Raw genomic sequence first — 16,317 nt, 5'->3', positions numbered from 1 at the left:
TCATGCATCGTCCTTGTGGTGACTTGCTTGTGCCAACGGGCCTGCGTTTTGTTGTTTGCTTTGCGAGGATACGCGAAATGCTTGTGAAATCATTATCCATTGCGTCTTTGACACTACTGTCGAGCCTGCCTCTGTCGGCATGTATAGACAGCGGGAATCACGGGTCCCATAGCGATCTTATTAATACTGCAGCCTATGAGGATAACTACACAGATGGTCTTTTCGACGGCCATCTGCATCATGACCATAGCATCGACCATGGTCGCAGCGGACATGCGGAAGGATCCGGCAGATATGCGGGGTTCGGCAAACGTCAGGCCAATTAGCCGACTCATTAAACGCCTTGCTTGCGGGTGGCCACGAAGAATTCTTTATGAACGGGCGGCGCCAGGGCTCACACGGATAACCGACCCGCAATAGAGTTGGAGCACAACATGCATCGTTCAGTTCGAAATGGGGTGAGCATCGCGTTAGGTGTGGCGATGCTAGGCGCAGCTGGAGCCTATTGGCTCACCAGCCGCGAGGCTATCGCTGCAGTCGCGCCGGCTCCTGCAAGCATACCGGTGCAGGCCGCAGTGGCGGTGCAGGCCGATGTGCCCGTCTTCCTTGACGGTCTCGGAACGGTTCAGGCATTCAATACCGTTACCGTGAAAGCCAAGGTGGATGGCGAACTCCAGCAAGTGCTCTTCACCGAGGGACAGAGCGTCAAGAAAGGCGATCTGCTGGCTGTCATCGACCCTCGCCCCTTTCAGGCCGCGTTCGATCAGGCATCAGCCAAGATGGTCCAGGATCAAGCGAACCTGGACAATGACAAAATCATTCTGCAGAGGGACAAGAAACTTACCGCCCAGGAATTTACGACCGTAGAAACCACGCAGACACAGCAAAGCACCGTCGCGCAACTTCAAGCTCAAATTGCGCAGGATGCTGCCGCGAAAGATGCCGCCGCCGTATCGCTTTCCTATACACAGATGATCGCTCCAGTCGATGGACGCACGGGACTGAGGCTGGTCGATCAGGGGAACTATGTACATGCGACGGACACAACCGGCATCGTGGTCATTACGCAGACGCAACCGATCTCCGTCGTATCGACACTGCCAGAAGACGACTTGGCGGCTGTGCGTGCAGCTCAGGATGCAGGCACGGTCAGTGTAACGGCCTACTCCCGTGATGGTAGCGCAAAGCTGGGGACGGGAACGCTGTCGGTCATCGATAACGAGATCGACCAGACGAGTGGCACCATGCGATTGAAGTCTACGTTTCCCAACATGGGCGAGAAACTTTGGCCGGGGCAATTCGTCGACATTCGGTTGCAGGAAAAGGTCGTTCATCAGGCGATCACGGTACCTTCTGCTGCGCTTGAGAGAGGTCAGGACGGGTTCTTCGTTTACGTGGTCAACCCGGATGACACAGTGGAAGTTCGTTCGATCAAGCCCGGACAAATTTCCTCCGGACGCGCACTAATAGAAAGCGGCCTTACACCTGGCGAGCGCGTTGTAACTGCCGGGCAATATCGTCTCGAGGCGGGCTCGAGAGTTTCGGTAGAAGCCATGCCTGACAAGACAACAGATGTAAGCGATGCCGATAGGGAGGGGGATTGATGTCGATCTCTCACTGGTTCATCCAGCGGCCCATCGCAACGTCGCTGCTCATGCTGGGTATATTGGCGATCGGCTTGGCAACTTATCCACTGCTGCCCGTAGCGCCGCTGCCGCAGGTCGATTTTCCAACCATTCAAGTCTCCACCCAGTTGCCGGGAGCTAGCCCGCAAACGATGGCATCTTCGGTCACCCAGCCGTTGGAGCGGCAGTTCGGCGAAATTTCCGGTGTTACACAGATGACGTCTGTGAGCACACTCGGCAGCAGCTCTATCACGCTGCAATTCCAATTGGACCGCAATATCGATGGCGCAGCGCAGGATGTGCAAACCGCGATCAACGCCGCTGGTGGCCAGCTGCCAAGCAATCTCCCCTCTCCGCCGACCTATCGAAAGGTGAACCCTGCTGATCCTCCCATCCTGGTACTTGCACTTACGTCAGATACCTTGCCATTGACCCAGATTGATGATTTCGCCGAGAATGTTCTGGTGCAGCACATCAGCCAAGTCTCCGGTGTGGCGCAGGTGTCGGTCTTTGGTCAACAAAAACCAGCAGTTCGAGTCCAGGTTGACCCGCGCAAAATAGCCGATCTCGGACTGTCATTGGAGGATATACGCTCTGCAATCATCGCTACCACGACCGATGCACCAAAAGGTAGCATTCAGGGAGCTCTGCGAACCTATACGCTTTACGACAATGATCAGCTTTTGGCTGCGGGCCCATGGAACGACGCAATCATTGCTTACCGGAACGGCGCACCAGTTAGAGTAAGCGACATCGGCCGGGCTATCGACGCGCCGGAAAACACCCAAATTGCGGCCTGGGCTGACGGCAAGCCGGCCATCCTGCTACCAATTTCAAAACTGCCTGGCGCAAATGTCATCGAGACCGTAGAGCAAATAAAAGCTTTACTGCCCCAACTGCAGGCAATAGCCCCGAAAGCGCTGCACATAGCTAGTCTGAGCGACCGTACGACGACCATTCGGGCGTCGGTGACGGATGTAAAATTCACCCTTCTGCTAACGATCGCCCTAGTCATCATGGTGATATTCGTTTTTCTGCGGAACGTCTGGGCTACATCGATCCCAGCGGTCACTGTCCCTCTCGCGCTCGTGGGCACTTTCGCGCTCATGTACGCACTAGGGTTCAGCCTTGATAACCTGTCATTGATGGGACTGAGCATCGCGGTAGGTTTCGTCGTTGACGATGCTATAGTCATGCTGGAGAACATCCAGCGTCATATGGAAGACGGCAAATCGGCACTGGAGGCTGCCAAGGATGGATCAAGAGAGATTGGCTTTACGATTATCTCCATCAGCCTCTCCCTTGTTGCTGTCTTCATACCCATCCTGTTTCTTGGCGGAATCGTTGGCAGGCTCTTTCATGAGTTCGCTATAACAGTAACCATCACCATCGCCGTATCGGCACTTGTGTCGCTGACGCTGACGCCAGTCATGTGTGCCCGTTTTTTGCAAAGCGAAGGCAGTATCAAACACGGCAGACTCTATCGAATTTCGGAAAGGGGTTTCGACGCTCTTCTGAGCGGTTATCGCACTACGCTCGACATTGCCTTACACCATCATCGCGTCACGTTTGGCATCTTTCTGTTGACGCTGGTGGCCACCGGTTATTTGTTCATTAATATCCCGAAGGGCTTTTTTCCAATCCAGGATACCGGTTTGATCACGGGCCTGCTGCAGGGTGCACAAGACACCTCTTTTGCGGAGATGGCGCGCCATCAGATAGAGATCGGCAAAGTGGTCTCCAGCGATCCGGGAGTTGCTTCGGTAGGGATGGCAGTCGGTGGTGGCTCGGGCAACACGCTCAATACCGGTCGAATGTTCATCACACTGAAGCCCCGGAATCAGCGAGACGCTACGGCAAGCGAAATCATCGGACGCCTGCGCCCCAAGCTCGCACGCGTCGAAGGTGTGAAGCTTTTTCTGCAGCCAGCGCAGGATATCAACGTGGGGGGCCGAAGTACTGCCACCCAGTTTCAATACACGATCCAGGATGGCAATGCGGACGAATTAAGCAATTGGGCTCCAAAGCTCCTGGCAAAGCTAATCACGCTTCCCGAACTCACCGACGTTGCGACGGATCAGCAATCCGACGGGGCAACCGTCACACTTGACATCGACCGGGATCAAGCAGCACGGTTTGGCATTTCGCCTCAGGCGATTGACGACACCCTCGACGATGCGTTCGGCCAACGGCAAGTCACTCAATACTTCACCGACCTCAACAGTTATCATGTCATTCTGGAACTGCCGCCACAGGTTCAAAGTTCACCGCTTGCTATCAATGAGCTCTATATCAAGTCACCGCTGACTGGCGCGCAAGTCCCGCTCAACGTGCTCGTAAAACAATCGACGCAGCCGACGACAGTTCTGGCGATCAATCATCAAAGTCAATTTCCTTCGGTGACGTTGTCATTCAACCTCGCACCGGGTGTAGCCTTGAGCGAGGCCGTTGCGGCGATCCACCGGGGCGAAGCGGATCTGGGAGTGCCACCAACCCTGATCGCAACCTTCCAAGGCAATGCGCAGGCTTATCAAACGTCCTTATCGAGCGAGCCCCTGCTTGTGTTTGCGGCTTTGGCTGTGATCTATATAATCTTGGGTGTTCTTTACGAAAGCTATGTCCATCCCCTGACGATCTTGTCGACGCTACCATCTGCGGGCCTTGGAGCGCTCGTCATGCTGTGGACCTTCGGCTTCGACTTCACTGTGATTGCCCTCATCGGCGTCATACTCCTTATTGGCATCGTCAAGAAAAACGGCATCATGATCGTTGACTTCGCTATTGCTGCCGAGCGGGACCATGGCTTGCGCCCAGAGGAAGCAATCCGCCAGGCGTGTTTGCTACGCTTCAGGCCGATCATGATGACCACCATGGCCGCCTTGCTCAGCGGAGTTCCCTTGATGTTGGGTCATGGTACCGGGTCTGAACTGCGGCAGCCGCTGGGATATGCCATGGTCGGGGGCCTGATCCTGAGCCAGGCAATGACTCTATATACCACGCCCGTTGTCTATCTGTACCTCGACAGGCTGAGCCGCTGGAAGTTTGGTCAACACTCGAGGCGGACAGTCGATGTCCAGGATTGACTCCTTGCCGCGATCGCTTGGCGAATTCTTGCAACACATGCGAAATGTCAGGACCCTTGGCCGGCCACCGGCACGGCAAACACGAGGTGAATCTGGCCGCCCGAGCTGCTTTGTCGACATACGTTTCCGTAATGCTGGTTATCGCGGTTGTCCTCGCGGTAGGTCGACTCGGCGGCCATCTCTGGCAACACGAGCCATCGACGTTTCATTTCTCACCCCATGCCTCAGATCCACGCAACTGTTGAGTGTTTAAGTGGAGGCAGACCGACTGCAAATACGGCCTCGGCAACCTTTCGACTCGGCCGTGCAATCGCCTCTGTACTTATCGCTCTGATTTCGGGCACCGGTTCGATGGATTCAGTGCGGTTCTCACGTCCTTAGAGCCACGGCACTGCTCGCTTCAAAGCGGCAACAAGCAATGGATTGGCTAGGATCGACAGGATCGCACCGGCGGGAACAAGGCAGCGCCCTTCTTCCGGCAAGAGTTTGAGATCTAACCCAATCCGACGAGAATAAACGAAGGGTCGCAATGCGCGAGAGAGCTCGCGAGACCTGGATGAACTGTATAGCTAAGGAAACGTGGAATAACCGTTTCCCACGACCAACATGAGAATTGCGAAAGTAGCGATTTTGAGAATGTACGGGCGAGGCGCCCTGGATAGTGGGCGTTGCAAACCTGCCGCAGCGAAAAACGAAAGAGGCACAAAGGCAAGGATGGGTCAGCTCGATCCCATCTTGAAGCCAATGGCATGATAGTGCTCGAACAAAGCAGACTGGGCTTAGGGAACATGCGCTCAGCTAAGCAAAACTCGGTAAATCCAGTCGAACCCGATGGTGAGAGCGACCGAGCCAACAACAGTCATCAGCAAAATGATCTCCGCCAAGTCCATGTGCGGCAGGTGGTCGTTGAGAGGGCGACGGAAAGACTTTTGCACTTGAGCCTCCTTAAAAAACGCATGCATTCAGGGCATTAGTGGCCTGAGTGAGAACGACGAGAGTTGTCAGCGGTGGATCGTGGCCGGGTATCCCGAATTCCAGATGCCTTCGGATTCAGGTCCGTGCTCCCATAATTGGGGTACGGACCCGAAAGCTTAGGAAGGATTATTGGCAGTATTCATTATAAAGAGGCGCGCTCCAACGGAACGGATACTCACAGGAGTAGTATGGGCCCCAATAATTATCATCATGGGGGAATCCCCTGAAGTGGTCTCTGCGGTCCGCAAAACGGCTGTGGTTCATCGCAAGTCCATGTGCGCTGTTGAAGATACCGCCCCGGCCAAAAACGGCTCCTCCGTGAAAGCCGTTGTCCCTTGCGCCGAAGTCTCCTCGACCACCAACAAAGCCTTGACCGCCATGATCGCCGCCGGCATGACCGCCGCCGCCGTGAGCCATCGATTCAGTTGCCGAGCCTACCGCGACCATTGCACCGAGAGCGGTTATCATTAGAATTGATGCTGACTTTCTCATAATTCACTCCTTGAAAGCTTCCAATGTGAAGCTGACCGAATATGAACCCGGCAAGTCTTTCCTGGTATTATACGTAGGTTTATCTGGTTAGGACTTATGGTTGAAGGTTCTTTCAAGTTGTCGGAAGTATTTTTGCCGCACTGCTTCCACGGAACATTTTTGCTTTTGCGCGGCGGTTCGCATAGCTCCACTCTACCGTTTGTTCATCGGCGGCTACACGACGTGTTCCGCTAGCGCTGCCTTTTGCGTTTTGGCTTGCTCGCAGTCCATCTAGAGTTCGAATCTGAGAAATGAACGAGATAACGACACCGATCTGGCTCTAGTGACGTAAACCTAAGTATGAATTGATCAAACCAGCGCATTAGCCACGCGCACCTTGGGATGATGGAGCATGTATGTTGTTTCGGCAATACTATTGGGAGAACACAAGCTGCACTGGGTGGTGACGATGGATACCGATCCACCATCCCATAACCTGAAGGGCCTGATGCTATGGAGAGACTCGACACAATTTGGCTCATGCTATTCCTGATCGGTTCAGCCGCTATCGTGACCCTCGCATTTGCTACTGGCGATATTTTCGCTCTGTATTGAACCGTTCATCCGAAGATGTTCTTCGATATCGATAAAGACCGGGAACCGCCGGCGGTGGACAATGTTCAGCGCGACGCGACGGAACTGGACGGTCTTGAAAATGAGGGGCGACAAGATTCCCCTTCATACTTCTGGAGAAGCCTCAAATGCGCCCTTTCATCCTGAAGACGGCACTCACGGTCTTGTTCGTTTCCAATTCCTTCGCGGCAGCTTTTGCCGCTCCACATGGCCTCAGCGCAGAAGCATTCCATAGTCTGCAAACGGGGCGGCCCGGTGTCGACGGCAACCGGGATTCTGGCCGCGTCGGCACGACCAGTCGGTCCTATACGTCGGCAAGCCGAATGGACATGAATTCAGTTGGTCAGGCGACAGCGACCTTGGGCAACACAAGGATAAGAGTTCGCTAGCGACGCCGATCGGGCCAGCCTGCTTGGTCGAGCATCGAATGCAACTAAATGGCGGGCCCGCGAAGCGCTGAAAGCAGAGGCAATCTCGTCGAGCAGAATAAGCAGGGCCGCAGTGTTGCCGTAAAATCTGGAGAATCAAGGATGCATATCACGTTCAAAAGACAACAGTTACTCGCTCTTGCTCTTGGAACAGCAGGAGCCATCGCGCTAACTCTGCCGGCCAACGCGCAGAGCACAATGATGCAATCGAGTAAGCCCCTGGCAGCCGTACAAGCATCCGGCCACGTCAATATACGCGGTGTAATTACAAGCCTCGCGGGTAAGTCGCTGGTGGTCAGGACCCGGGAAGGTGGCGATGCAACGGTAATTTTGAACGACGATTGCCTCATCAACAGCGTTACGCCGGCTTCGGTAAAGGATATCAAGCCGGGAGATTTTGTTGGCATCTCCAATGTGCCGAAAGCCGATGGTGTCAGCAGCGCTCTCGAGGTCGTTATCTTCCCAGCCGCTCTCAAAGGTACAGGCGAAGGCGATCGTCCCTGGGACTTGAGGCCCAATAGTAGCATGACAAACGCCACCGTTGCGAATGCCGTAACAAGTGTGGATGGGCGGACTGTCATGGTTACTTATCGTGGCGGACAGAAGAAGATCGACATCCCCGAGACTACGCCGATCGTAACCCTTGAGGTTGCTGCACCAAAGGATCTGAGGGCTGGGACAAACGTTTTCATCGCCGCAGATCATGCTAACGACGGCACACTAACAACGCATCGTGTCATTTACGGCAGCAATGGGGTTGTCCCGCCGATGTGAGTTCATTTCCTGAGGGAGGTGCAGATCTATCGGTGCCTACTTCACTTGAGGGAACGGCCACCGTCGCTTTCAAGGACGATTTATGACCGACAAAGCCCAAATCAAGGCGGATCTATCCCGGTGTCTGCGCCGTCTTTGGCGCTTTGGCGCGGTCCTTTCCCTCAGTTCTGGTCTGGCCGAGGCGCTTGTTCAAGCAACTTGCATTCGCGGGCTTGACGGTTCGCCCCATTTCGACAACCGCAACGTTGACTACGACTTTTTTGCGATCCTATATTCGATTTGGCAGAAACCTGCGTTTATTCTCGGGAAAGACGTCGCCATACCTGCGATGGATGATGGGATCCTGCGCCAGTTGACTGCACTTTCAGATGCATATCGCGCTACCGTGTACCTCGCCTATGTCGAACACCTGTCATATGCCGAAATTGCCAAGGTTCTTGCCATACCGGTGAGCACCGTCAGGAGCCGCCTCACCTGCGTTCGGGTTATGCTGGCCGAAAAAGATCGAAATCAAAGAGCGAGCTGCCAAGGGGAAGGCAGTACCGGAGCGCTGCTGCCCAGCCGGACGAGCGCCGGAAAGGCAGTTGTATCGCAGGCTCACCCAAGACAAAAGAAGTGAGTTCTGCTGCGGGGCCTAGTTCGTCTCGCCCGCACTCAATCGGTCCGTCCCCCACTGCCCAGAATCTCGCTTGCCGCCAAGTCAGACCGTCTCGCTTGCAGCGTCGCCAAAGCATTGCGCAACAGTTGAAAGCCTAACTGGACTTGTCCTTCTGCAAAGATCAGAGCATCCGTTGGGTGCGTGTCCGTTGTTTGCGCTGACAGCGAGCTTTGCCAGCCGAGTGAGCCAGACGTATACGTCAAATCCACCTTCGCAACAAAGCAATAACCGCGCCCTGGAACGCTCATTATGTAACGTGGGCCCGTCTTGGTGTCCCGCAATACCTTTCTGAGATTTGCAATGTGGACGCGCAGGTTCGTGTCCTCCACGACAACGTTGGGCCACGCGCGATCAATTAACTCTTTGTGTGAAATGACTTCGCCGGGGCGTTCGACTAGAGCGATCAATATTTCAAGCCCGCGGCTACTGATGGCAAGCGGCTCTCCGTTGCGCTGGAGAAGCCTTTCTTTGCCGGAAAGTTGGAATGGACCAAAAACAAAAACGCTGCCTGGCGATGCGCTTGGAGCCAGACTGGCGGCGGAATTCAGCGTCATTTGCCTTGTCCTCCTTCTTCTTGCCACCAACTCTTCTGGTAAGACCAAAGCTAGCACCCGCTTGAGCGGTGGTCGGTAGACTGCAATAGCCTATGCAGAACGGCTGCCGGAGCCAAATTTTCAGGGCGCACTATTTCGTCAAAGCGCAAAATCCTCAGCGCTCCTTTGCACCGGCTAAGTATCTATGAAACTTTGACACTCCTACCATAACATAACTGTCAGCGCAATACATTGCGCAATTTGCGCAAACTTGGTAGGTGATGTGGAGCGAAGTCGAGAGCAGGATTGCGGTTGAATGGCAAGAAAACGCGTGACGTTACAAGATCTTGCAGACGCGCTCGGAGTTTCGAAATTTTCCGTTTCAAGAGCTTTGTCGGGCAAACCCGGCGTGGGGAAAGATACACGGCGCAGAATTGAAAGCGCTGCGAGGGACATGGGCTATCCGTTGACACCGGAGCAGGCGTACAACAAAGGACAAATATGGTTCATGCGCCAGGAGATTGATCGTGTCAGCACCGAGTTGTGGTCCAACATCCTATTGGGTGCCGAACAGCAAGCCGAAGCTTACGGATATACAGTCGTACCGAAGCAGGCGCACAGCCTCTTCGACGGATCGTTGGATGAGGCCGTTGTTGGATTGATCCTAGCGGTACCCTATCCTGATGAGATCTCGGGCACTGCAAGCGGGTTCAACCTCCCAGTGGTTTGCTCGGGATATGCAGGACCACTGGAGCACATCGATCAGGTTTCGGGAACAGATTGGGAAGCTGGCGTCACCATCGCGCGCTATTTGGCAACGCTGGGGCATCGGAAGTTTGCCTTCGTTCACGGAGACGCAAGATTGTTAGGCAGGGCCGAGAGATTTCGCGGCTTGTGCGACGGCGCCAAGGAAATTGGGGGAACTGTCGACGATCTTGTATTCGATGAACAGGCTGGGCTGCGCAAGCCCCTCATCGCGTACATGGATGCCGGGGGCAAACCAACTGCGCTGTTTTGTGCACATGACGGCATAGCTGTGAGCGTCATTTCGGAACTGGCCCTTCTTGGCATTCGTGTACCTGACGATGTTTCTGTAGTTGGCTTCAATGATTTCATATCTGCCTCGCAGGTAGCGCCAAGCCTGACAACAATAAGGACACCTCACGTGGAGATGGGAGCAGCGATGTCTCGTTGCATTATTGACAGGGTTTCCAATCCGCGCTTTCGAACAGTACCTCCTCTTCGTATTAATCTTGTGCCGGAATTGATCATACGCGAATCGACCGGCCCCGCTTCGCCGGTCCCGTGGCAACGAAGATAGACGGCAGCTTAAACATACACAGCGGAACCGACCTCATCACAATCGATAGAAGACGCCGTAAGCATGTTCGCCAAGACTATGACTCACATCGATAGCGGGTTAACATAGGCTGGTTGCGGAGGGGCCGCGCAGCAGCCTTGGGGGAAAGGCATGGGGCACCACGATGTCAGCGATGGTAAAACCTGTGCGGGAGGACGCCGGGAAAAGTACCTTGCGCAACTAGGAAGATTTGCGGATTATTGTTTCGTTCCTCTAACTGTTTTACCCACCATAACCCTTAGCGTCGCAATATTGGGTTTTCCACTGTTGCTGTCATTGATCATGAGCTTCGTTGCCTGGTCGATCGATGAACCCGTCTGGGAAGCTGAATTCGTGGGATTGCGCAATTATAGGGATCTTCTTGCAGACCCGGTATTCGTTGCAAGCCTTTTCCTCACGCTTGGCTATACTGCTGCGACGGTCTGCTTGGAGATCGTGGTCGGCCTGGCAATTGCCCTGCTTCTCAATCTCAATCTTCCATACATTCGCTTCTTTCGAGTAGCGTTGATCGTGCCGATGATGGTTACCCCTATTGTTGCTGCGCTTTGTTGGAAGCTTCTTCTCGATCCCACCTATGGCCTTGTCGACTACCTGATGCGGTCACCAATCATCTGGCTAGGCGACCCGATGCTGGCGCTTATCACAGTGGGCGGGGTGAGTGTGTGGCAGAATGCGCCCTTCGTGGCCCTTCTCGTCTTGGCGGGTCTACAATCCTTGCCAAAGGATGTGATGGAGGCGGCAACAATCGACGGCGCAACTAGAATAGCGCAGTTTCGACACATAACATTGCCATTCCTGTCACCGTATTTGCTGGTGGCGCTATTGTTACGAACCATTTTCGAGTTCAGGGCATTCGACAACGTCTATGTAATGACGGCAGGCGGACCAGCTAACGCAACCCTCGTGCTTTCGATCTACGTCTATCAAACATCCTTTTTCAGTTTTGACCTCACGCTCGCTTCAGCTGCGTCATGGGTAATGTTGTTGGTCGTCCTTGCGACCTGTCTGTTTTTGATCGCAGCGATGCGTAGAAGGGAGCCCGACTGATGCGATTTTCCAGTAGATCCTATCGAACAGGCTTCTACTACGCCTGCGTCTATGGCTCTTTGATCTGCTTGCTTGCGATTTTCCTGCTGCCCCTGCTATGGCTGCTTGGACTATCGCTGAAAACAAGGGAGCAGATTTTCACGACGCCACCACTTTTTCTGTGGTGGCCAACGTTGGAGAACTACGTCGCAGTACTGTCTGAGGGGAACTTTCTGAATTCCTTCTGGAACAGCTTCTTGGTAACGGCGTCAACAGTTTTGGTGTCGCTGTTTGCCGGCGTACCTGCCGCCTACACCATCGCCAGATATCGCTTCGCTGGTCGCCAGCTCATTTTCTTCTCGCTCCTGGTAATGCGCATGTTACCGCCAATCGCGGTGCTTTTGCCACTATACGTGATGTTCAGCCTCGGGGGCCTGATCAACTCACGAATGAGCCTCATCTTGGCTTATACAACATTCAGTCTTCCCCTCGTCGTGTGGATAACGCGTGACTTTTTCAAAGGTGTTCCACGGGATCTCGAAGAAGCTGCCTATGTGGATGGGGCGTCTCGGTTCGGCGCGTTTTTCAAGATCGCCCTCCCCTTGGCCAGGCCGGGTATTACCACCGCCGCCATTTTGTCGATGCTTCTTGCCTGGAATGACTTTATCTTCGCGGCAATCCTCACCAATAGTGCAACGCGTACGTCGCCCGTTCTTCTGAGCACTTACGCAGGTAGCGAGACAGGAACAGATTGGGGAGCTATTGCCGCCTCGGGCATTCTGGTGCTGGTGCCGGTGATCGTGTTCTCCCTAGGCGTGCAAAAGCACCTTGTCTCTGGCTTGTCGTCAGGGCCGGTAAATGATGCTAGGGTCCGATAACGGGTGATGGAGGGAGCCATGTCCGGTTCAAACAAGACTGGCCTGATTAGTCGACGCGCGCTTATCGGATCCACCCTGGCCGGCTTCAATCTTGCCGCGCTCGGCTCAGCCAGGACAGCGAGCACGGCATCGGGGGAGAAACCCGCCAAACTCCTTGTCCTAGGCGACAACGCATCCTGGAAAGGAACAATCCTTCAGGACGCAATCCCTGCCTTCACAAAAGACACCGGCATTGATGTCGAGTATGTGCAATTGCCGATGGAAGCGCTTGTCGTACGCTGTCGGGCCGAAATGTCAGGTCAAGGACCCACAAGCTTCGATATTGTGCAAATGGGTTCCTCCATGGTTGGATGGATGCACCCCTATGTTGAAGACCACAAGAGTTTGTTGTCAGCCGCCGCGGGCCAACATGCATCTGATTTCGACATCAGTGATTTCGCGCCCCGAACGCTTGATGCAGTGTCCGTCGATGGCAAACTATGCGGCATCCCCTATCGCGCAACGGTGTACATACTCCACTACCAGAAGGAATTGCTCAAGGCGGCAGGCTTTGCGGGCGCGCCCGCGACATTTGCCGAATTTCGGGCTGCCGCAGAGGCTCTGACACGTCGAGGTGCGCCCTATCGGTACGGGGTAGGAACCTGCGGTCGTCAAGGACCTGCAATCAGCAACCATTTCTGCCCGTTCTTGCTCTCGAACGGCGGCTCGTTCTACGACCTTAAGACGAGGACGATCCTGATTGACACAGAAGAAGCCATTGACGCATTGGAGTATTACGGGGATTTGATGACAAAACACAGAGTCATGCCCCCGGAGGCGGTAACGTGGGAATGGGACGAGATAATTGCGAATGGTCAGAATGATCGCTACGCCATGTCTATCACGCTGAACGCTTCAGGAACCCCATTGAACAAGTCAAAGGGCTCAAAAACAGCCGGGCGATGGGATTGGGCGGTCGTGCCCGGTTCCCAGAGACCTGAAGAGAGCAAAAGTCCATTCTTCGTATGGTCGTTCGCCGTACCATCCGCATCAAGAAACAAGGGGTGGGCTTTCGAATTCATTCAGCACATCACGAGCAAGGAATGGGCACGCCGATCCATGGAGAAGGGAAACGCTTCGGCTCGCCTCTCCGTTTTGACGGACCCGGATATCGTGGAAACCTACGGCTGGACTGCGGCTGCCGCTGCACAAATGAAAACGGCTCAGGCCAATCCAAATGACGCCCACTGGGGCTCCCTTGAACTTGATCTGCGCGCTGGCATTTCAGGTACACTGCAAGGGCAGACGACCGCCAGAGTTGCACTGCGGGCTGTCGCGGACAGCTGGAGGCGCAAATTCGATCGCCTAAAGCTGTGATTACACCCACACTCAATGCTGGAGACGGCGCGTTGTGGCGTTTTCCCGGTTTGGTCGCTGCCCGGCGAAGTGACGATGGCAACAACCTTTGCCGTTGAGGCTACATCGGCTTAACAATTATTTACATCTCGAAACTTTCCTTTCTTCACCCGCGGGCATTTCCTTACACCGGCAGGGCCGAAGAGGGTGAAATGTCCACGATTAAGACAAGAACAGCGATCGCGAGAGAAAAAATTGGCCTCGCCAGATCTGCGCGGCCGGCTAAGGTGCCCTTTTATGTCATCTTGCGTTTCGCTTGCCAGTCAAGATACTCGAGACCCGCTGCTGGCATCATTGCTGCGGTCGTTTTTCTGCTCGACGCCCTGACAAGCTTGGACATCGCCATTGCCGTGCTTTATGTGCTCGTGGTGTTGCTATCGCTCAACTTCGCGACGCAAACGGGCCTTGTTGTAATCGGTTCTGGTTGCATCGGGTTGACCGTCCTGGGGTTTTTGATCTCGCATGGGGATGGGTTGCCTGCGCTTGAAGACTCATTGGGACGTTGCTTCGTCAGCGTTGCTGCCATTGGGATTACAACACTTCTCGCCGTCAGGGTAAAAGCTGCGATTGCCGTTCTGGCTGAAAGTGAACAGCGTTATCGCACAATTTTTCTAACGACGGGAGTTGGCATTCTTCAGTTGGATTTCACACAACTCAAAGCGGCCGTCGACAAGCTCAAAACCGCTGGCGTGAGGGATATCGATCATGCCCGCAGCATGGACTTGGAATCTCCCATCGGGGAGCCAAATACCATAAGGCTGATCAACGCGAACGATACGGCACTGAAGATGTTCAATGCCGCAGATATCATCGCACTTGAGACCATGTTGCCCAAACTCATCAACGCTGACGTCGACAATGCATGGAAGTTCCTTGCGGCAGTCTGGTCTGGCAAGTCGAGCTACGAAGCCGAAACAATCATCGACGATGCGCAAGGCAGGCAGATGGCCGTTTTATACAACGTCGCCTTCCCTGCGAATCGTCCCGCCCTCGATATGGTTTTGCTAAGTATCATGGATGTGACCGGCAGGCGGGAAGCCGAGAACCAGCTCCACGCAGCGCGAGCGGAGCTGGCACATGTCGCCCGGGTCGCCACCCTTGGCGAATTGACGGTCTCGATCGCTCATGAGCTCAATCAGCCCCTGGCAGCTGTGGTTGCCAATGGAGGAGCCGGTTTGCGCTGGCTACAACGAGACGTACCAGATCTCGAGAAAATCCAGTTGTCGATGGAAGGGATGATCGCCGATGCACATCGGGCCAGCGAGATCATCAAGAACCTGCGCGCTCTATCGGCGAAATCACCGCCGAAGTCCACCCACGTCAACCTCAACGAAATTCTTGATGAGACGGTGGCGCTTGTGCGACGCGAAATTGACATCCATCAAGTAAGCTTGCAGTTCCATCTCGCCACCGACTTGCCCGGGGTCAATGGGGATCGCGTGCAACTGCAGCAGGTAATTCTGAATTTGGTGTTAAACGCCATTCAGGCGATGACACACGCGGCGGGCAACACTCGCAAGCTGCTGATAGAAACGTTCGCCGAAGAACGGGCCGCCCTTGTTAAGATTCACGACAATGGCCCGGGTCTGACGCCTGAAACGCGAACGAAGCTATTTAGTCCCTTTTACACGACCAAGCCAGATGGCATGGGCATGGGGCTGTCGATTTGCCGTTCCATTGTGAATGCGCATGGCGGAAGCATCAGTGCAAGTTCCAAACCAGGGGCAGGCACCATTTTCGAGTTCACCATACCGCTGGTACAAGGGACAGGGTGATGGACGGACAAGGATCACCACTCGTCCTTGTCGTCGACGATGATGCACATATGAGAGATGCACTGGGAAATCTTTTCGAGTCGGTCGGCTTGAATGTCGAAGTGTTCGGCTCCACGTCAGAATTGCTTGACCGTCCCTCCAAGGTTTCTTCGGGCAGCTGCCTTGTCCTTGATATCAGGCTGCCCGGAGTAAGTGGCCTCGATTTCCAGGACAAGCTCGCTCGCCTTGGCACCAATATCCCCATCATATTCATGACCGGCCACGGTGATGTCCCAATGTCGGTTCGGGCAATGAAGGCGGGCGCCATCGATTTTCTCACCAAGCCGTTCCGCGACCAGGACATGCTTGATGCGGTTTCCAATGCGCTGATTCTCGACCAGGCTCGCCGCACAAGCGACGGCGAACTTTCCGCGCTGGTGAAACGCTATGAGAGTCTGACGAGTCGGGAGCGCGAGGTTATTGCCCTGGTGACAAGAGGCCTGATGAACAAGCAGATCGGGTGGGAACTCGGCCTGAGCGAGATAACGGTTAAGATCCATCGTGGACACCTGATGGAGAAAATGGCCGTGCGAACACTTGCTGAACTCGTCAAGGTCTATGAAGCCATCAAGCCAGTTTTGAACAAGTAGTGCCAATACCACCGTAGAACAACGACCGTCGCGAGCAACGTCAGGTCAGTGGCTGAATCAGCCGAACTAAGCCA

General features: G+C 54.6%; 13 protein-coding genes. 11 read left to right on the top strand and 2 right to left on the bottom strand.

All coding sequences use genetic code 11. The annotated features are described in order from the left end of the window. Positions 1-434: 434 nt before the first annotated feature. The gene (locus CU100_RS04755; RefSeq protein ID WP_106715347.1) at positions 435-1,604 is read left to right on the top strand and encodes an efflux RND transporter periplasmic adaptor subunit; all 1,170 of its coding nucleotides are present in this window, start codon (positions 435-437) and stop codon (positions 1,602-1,604) included. After that, positions 1,604-4,708 (top strand): efflux RND transporter permease subunit, encoded by a 3,105-nt coding sequence (locus CU100_RS04750; RefSeq protein WP_106715346.1) that lies wholly within the window; start codon positions 1,604-1,606, stop codon positions 4,706-4,708. The genes CU100_RS04755 and CU100_RS04750 overlap by 1 nt, the downstream gene beginning before the upstream one ends. A gap of 1,101 nt (positions 4,709-5,809) precedes the next feature. Here CU100_RS04750 and CU100_RS04745 read toward each other — a convergent pair. Further along, complete coding sequence (locus CU100_RS04745; protein ID WP_146141797.1) at positions 5,810-6,175, bottom strand: hypothetical protein; 366 nt, start codon at positions 6,173-6,175, stop codon at positions 5,810-5,812. 740 nt (positions 6,176-6,915) lie between these two features. Between CU100_RS04745 and CU100_RS04740 the strand changes: the two genes are divergently transcribed. From CU100_RS04740 to CU100_RS04730, 3 genes are all read left to right on the top strand, one after another. Then, a complete protein-coding gene (locus tag CU100_RS04740; RefSeq protein WP_106715344.1) occupies positions 6,916-7,176 on the top strand; it encodes a hypothetical protein in 261 nt (86 codons plus the stop codon). A 237-nt stretch (positions 7,177-7,413) separates the two neighbouring features. Then, positions 7,414-7,989, top strand: a complete 576-nt coding sequence (locus tag CU100_RS04735; protein WP_245418915.1) for a DUF5666 domain-containing protein — start codon at positions 7,414-7,416, stop codon at positions 7,987-7,989. 82 nt (positions 7,990-8,071) lie between these two features. After that, positions 8,072-8,608 (top strand): RNA polymerase sigma factor, encoded by a 537-nt coding sequence (locus tag CU100_RS04730; protein WP_106715342.1) that lies wholly within the window; start codon positions 8,072-8,074, stop codon positions 8,606-8,608. 35 nt (positions 8,609-8,643) lie between these two features. On the opposite strand, the gene CU100_RS04725 is transcribed toward CU100_RS04730, so the two are convergent. Next, entirely contained in the window at positions 8,644-9,201 is a 558-nt protein-coding gene (locus tag CU100_RS04725; RefSeq protein ID WP_106715341.1) for a winged helix-turn-helix domain-containing protein, read from the bottom strand. Positions 9,202-9,496: 295 nt separating this feature from the next. Here CU100_RS04725 and CU100_RS04720 point away from each other — a divergent pair, with 295 nt between their 5' ends. From CU100_RS04720 to CU100_RS04695, 6 genes are all read left to right on the top strand, one after another. After that, the gene (locus CU100_RS04720; protein ID WP_106715340.1) at positions 9,497-10,501 is read left to right on the top strand and encodes a LacI family DNA-binding transcriptional regulator; all 1,005 of its coding nucleotides are present in this window, start codon (positions 9,497-9,499) and stop codon (positions 10,499-10,501) included. 150 nt (positions 10,502-10,651) lie between these two features. Beyond that, entirely contained in the window at positions 10,652-11,587 is a 936-nt protein-coding gene (locus CU100_RS04715; protein ID WP_106715339.1) for a carbohydrate ABC transporter permease, read from the top strand. Continuing rightward, on the top strand, positions 11,587-12,444 hold the full coding sequence (locus CU100_RS04710; protein ID WP_106715338.1) for a carbohydrate ABC transporter permease: 858 nt from the start codon (positions 11,587-11,589) through the stop codon (positions 12,442-12,444). Before CU100_RS04715 ends, CU100_RS04710 begins: the two co-directional genes overlap by 1 nt. An 18-nt stretch (positions 12,445-12,462) precedes the next feature. Next, positions 12,463-13,800, top strand: a complete 1,338-nt coding sequence (locus tag CU100_RS04705) for an ABC transporter substrate-binding protein (RefSeq protein ID WP_170113730.1) — start codon at positions 12,463-12,465, stop codon at positions 13,798-13,800. A gap of 191 nt (positions 13,801-13,991) precedes the next feature. Next, the gene (locus CU100_RS04700) at positions 13,992-15,614 is read left to right on the top strand and encodes a sensor histidine kinase (RefSeq protein WP_106715336.1); all 1,623 of its coding nucleotides are present in this window, start codon (positions 13,992-13,994) and stop codon (positions 15,612-15,614) included. Further along, entirely contained in the window at positions 15,614-16,243 is a 630-nt protein-coding gene (locus tag CU100_RS04695) for a response regulator transcription factor (protein ID WP_106715335.1), read from the top strand. The genes CU100_RS04700 and CU100_RS04695 overlap by 1 nt, the downstream gene beginning before the upstream one ends. Positions 16,244-16,317 lie beyond the last annotated feature (74 nt).

Source organism: Phyllobacterium endophyticum, assembly GCF_003010935.1.
GTDB lineage: Bacteria > Pseudomonadota > Alphaproteobacteria > Rhizobiales > Rhizobiaceae > Phyllobacterium > Phyllobacterium endophyticum.
The sequence above is the reverse complement of the archived record's forward strand: the minus strand, read 5'-3'. Positions and strand labels throughout refer to the sequence as shown.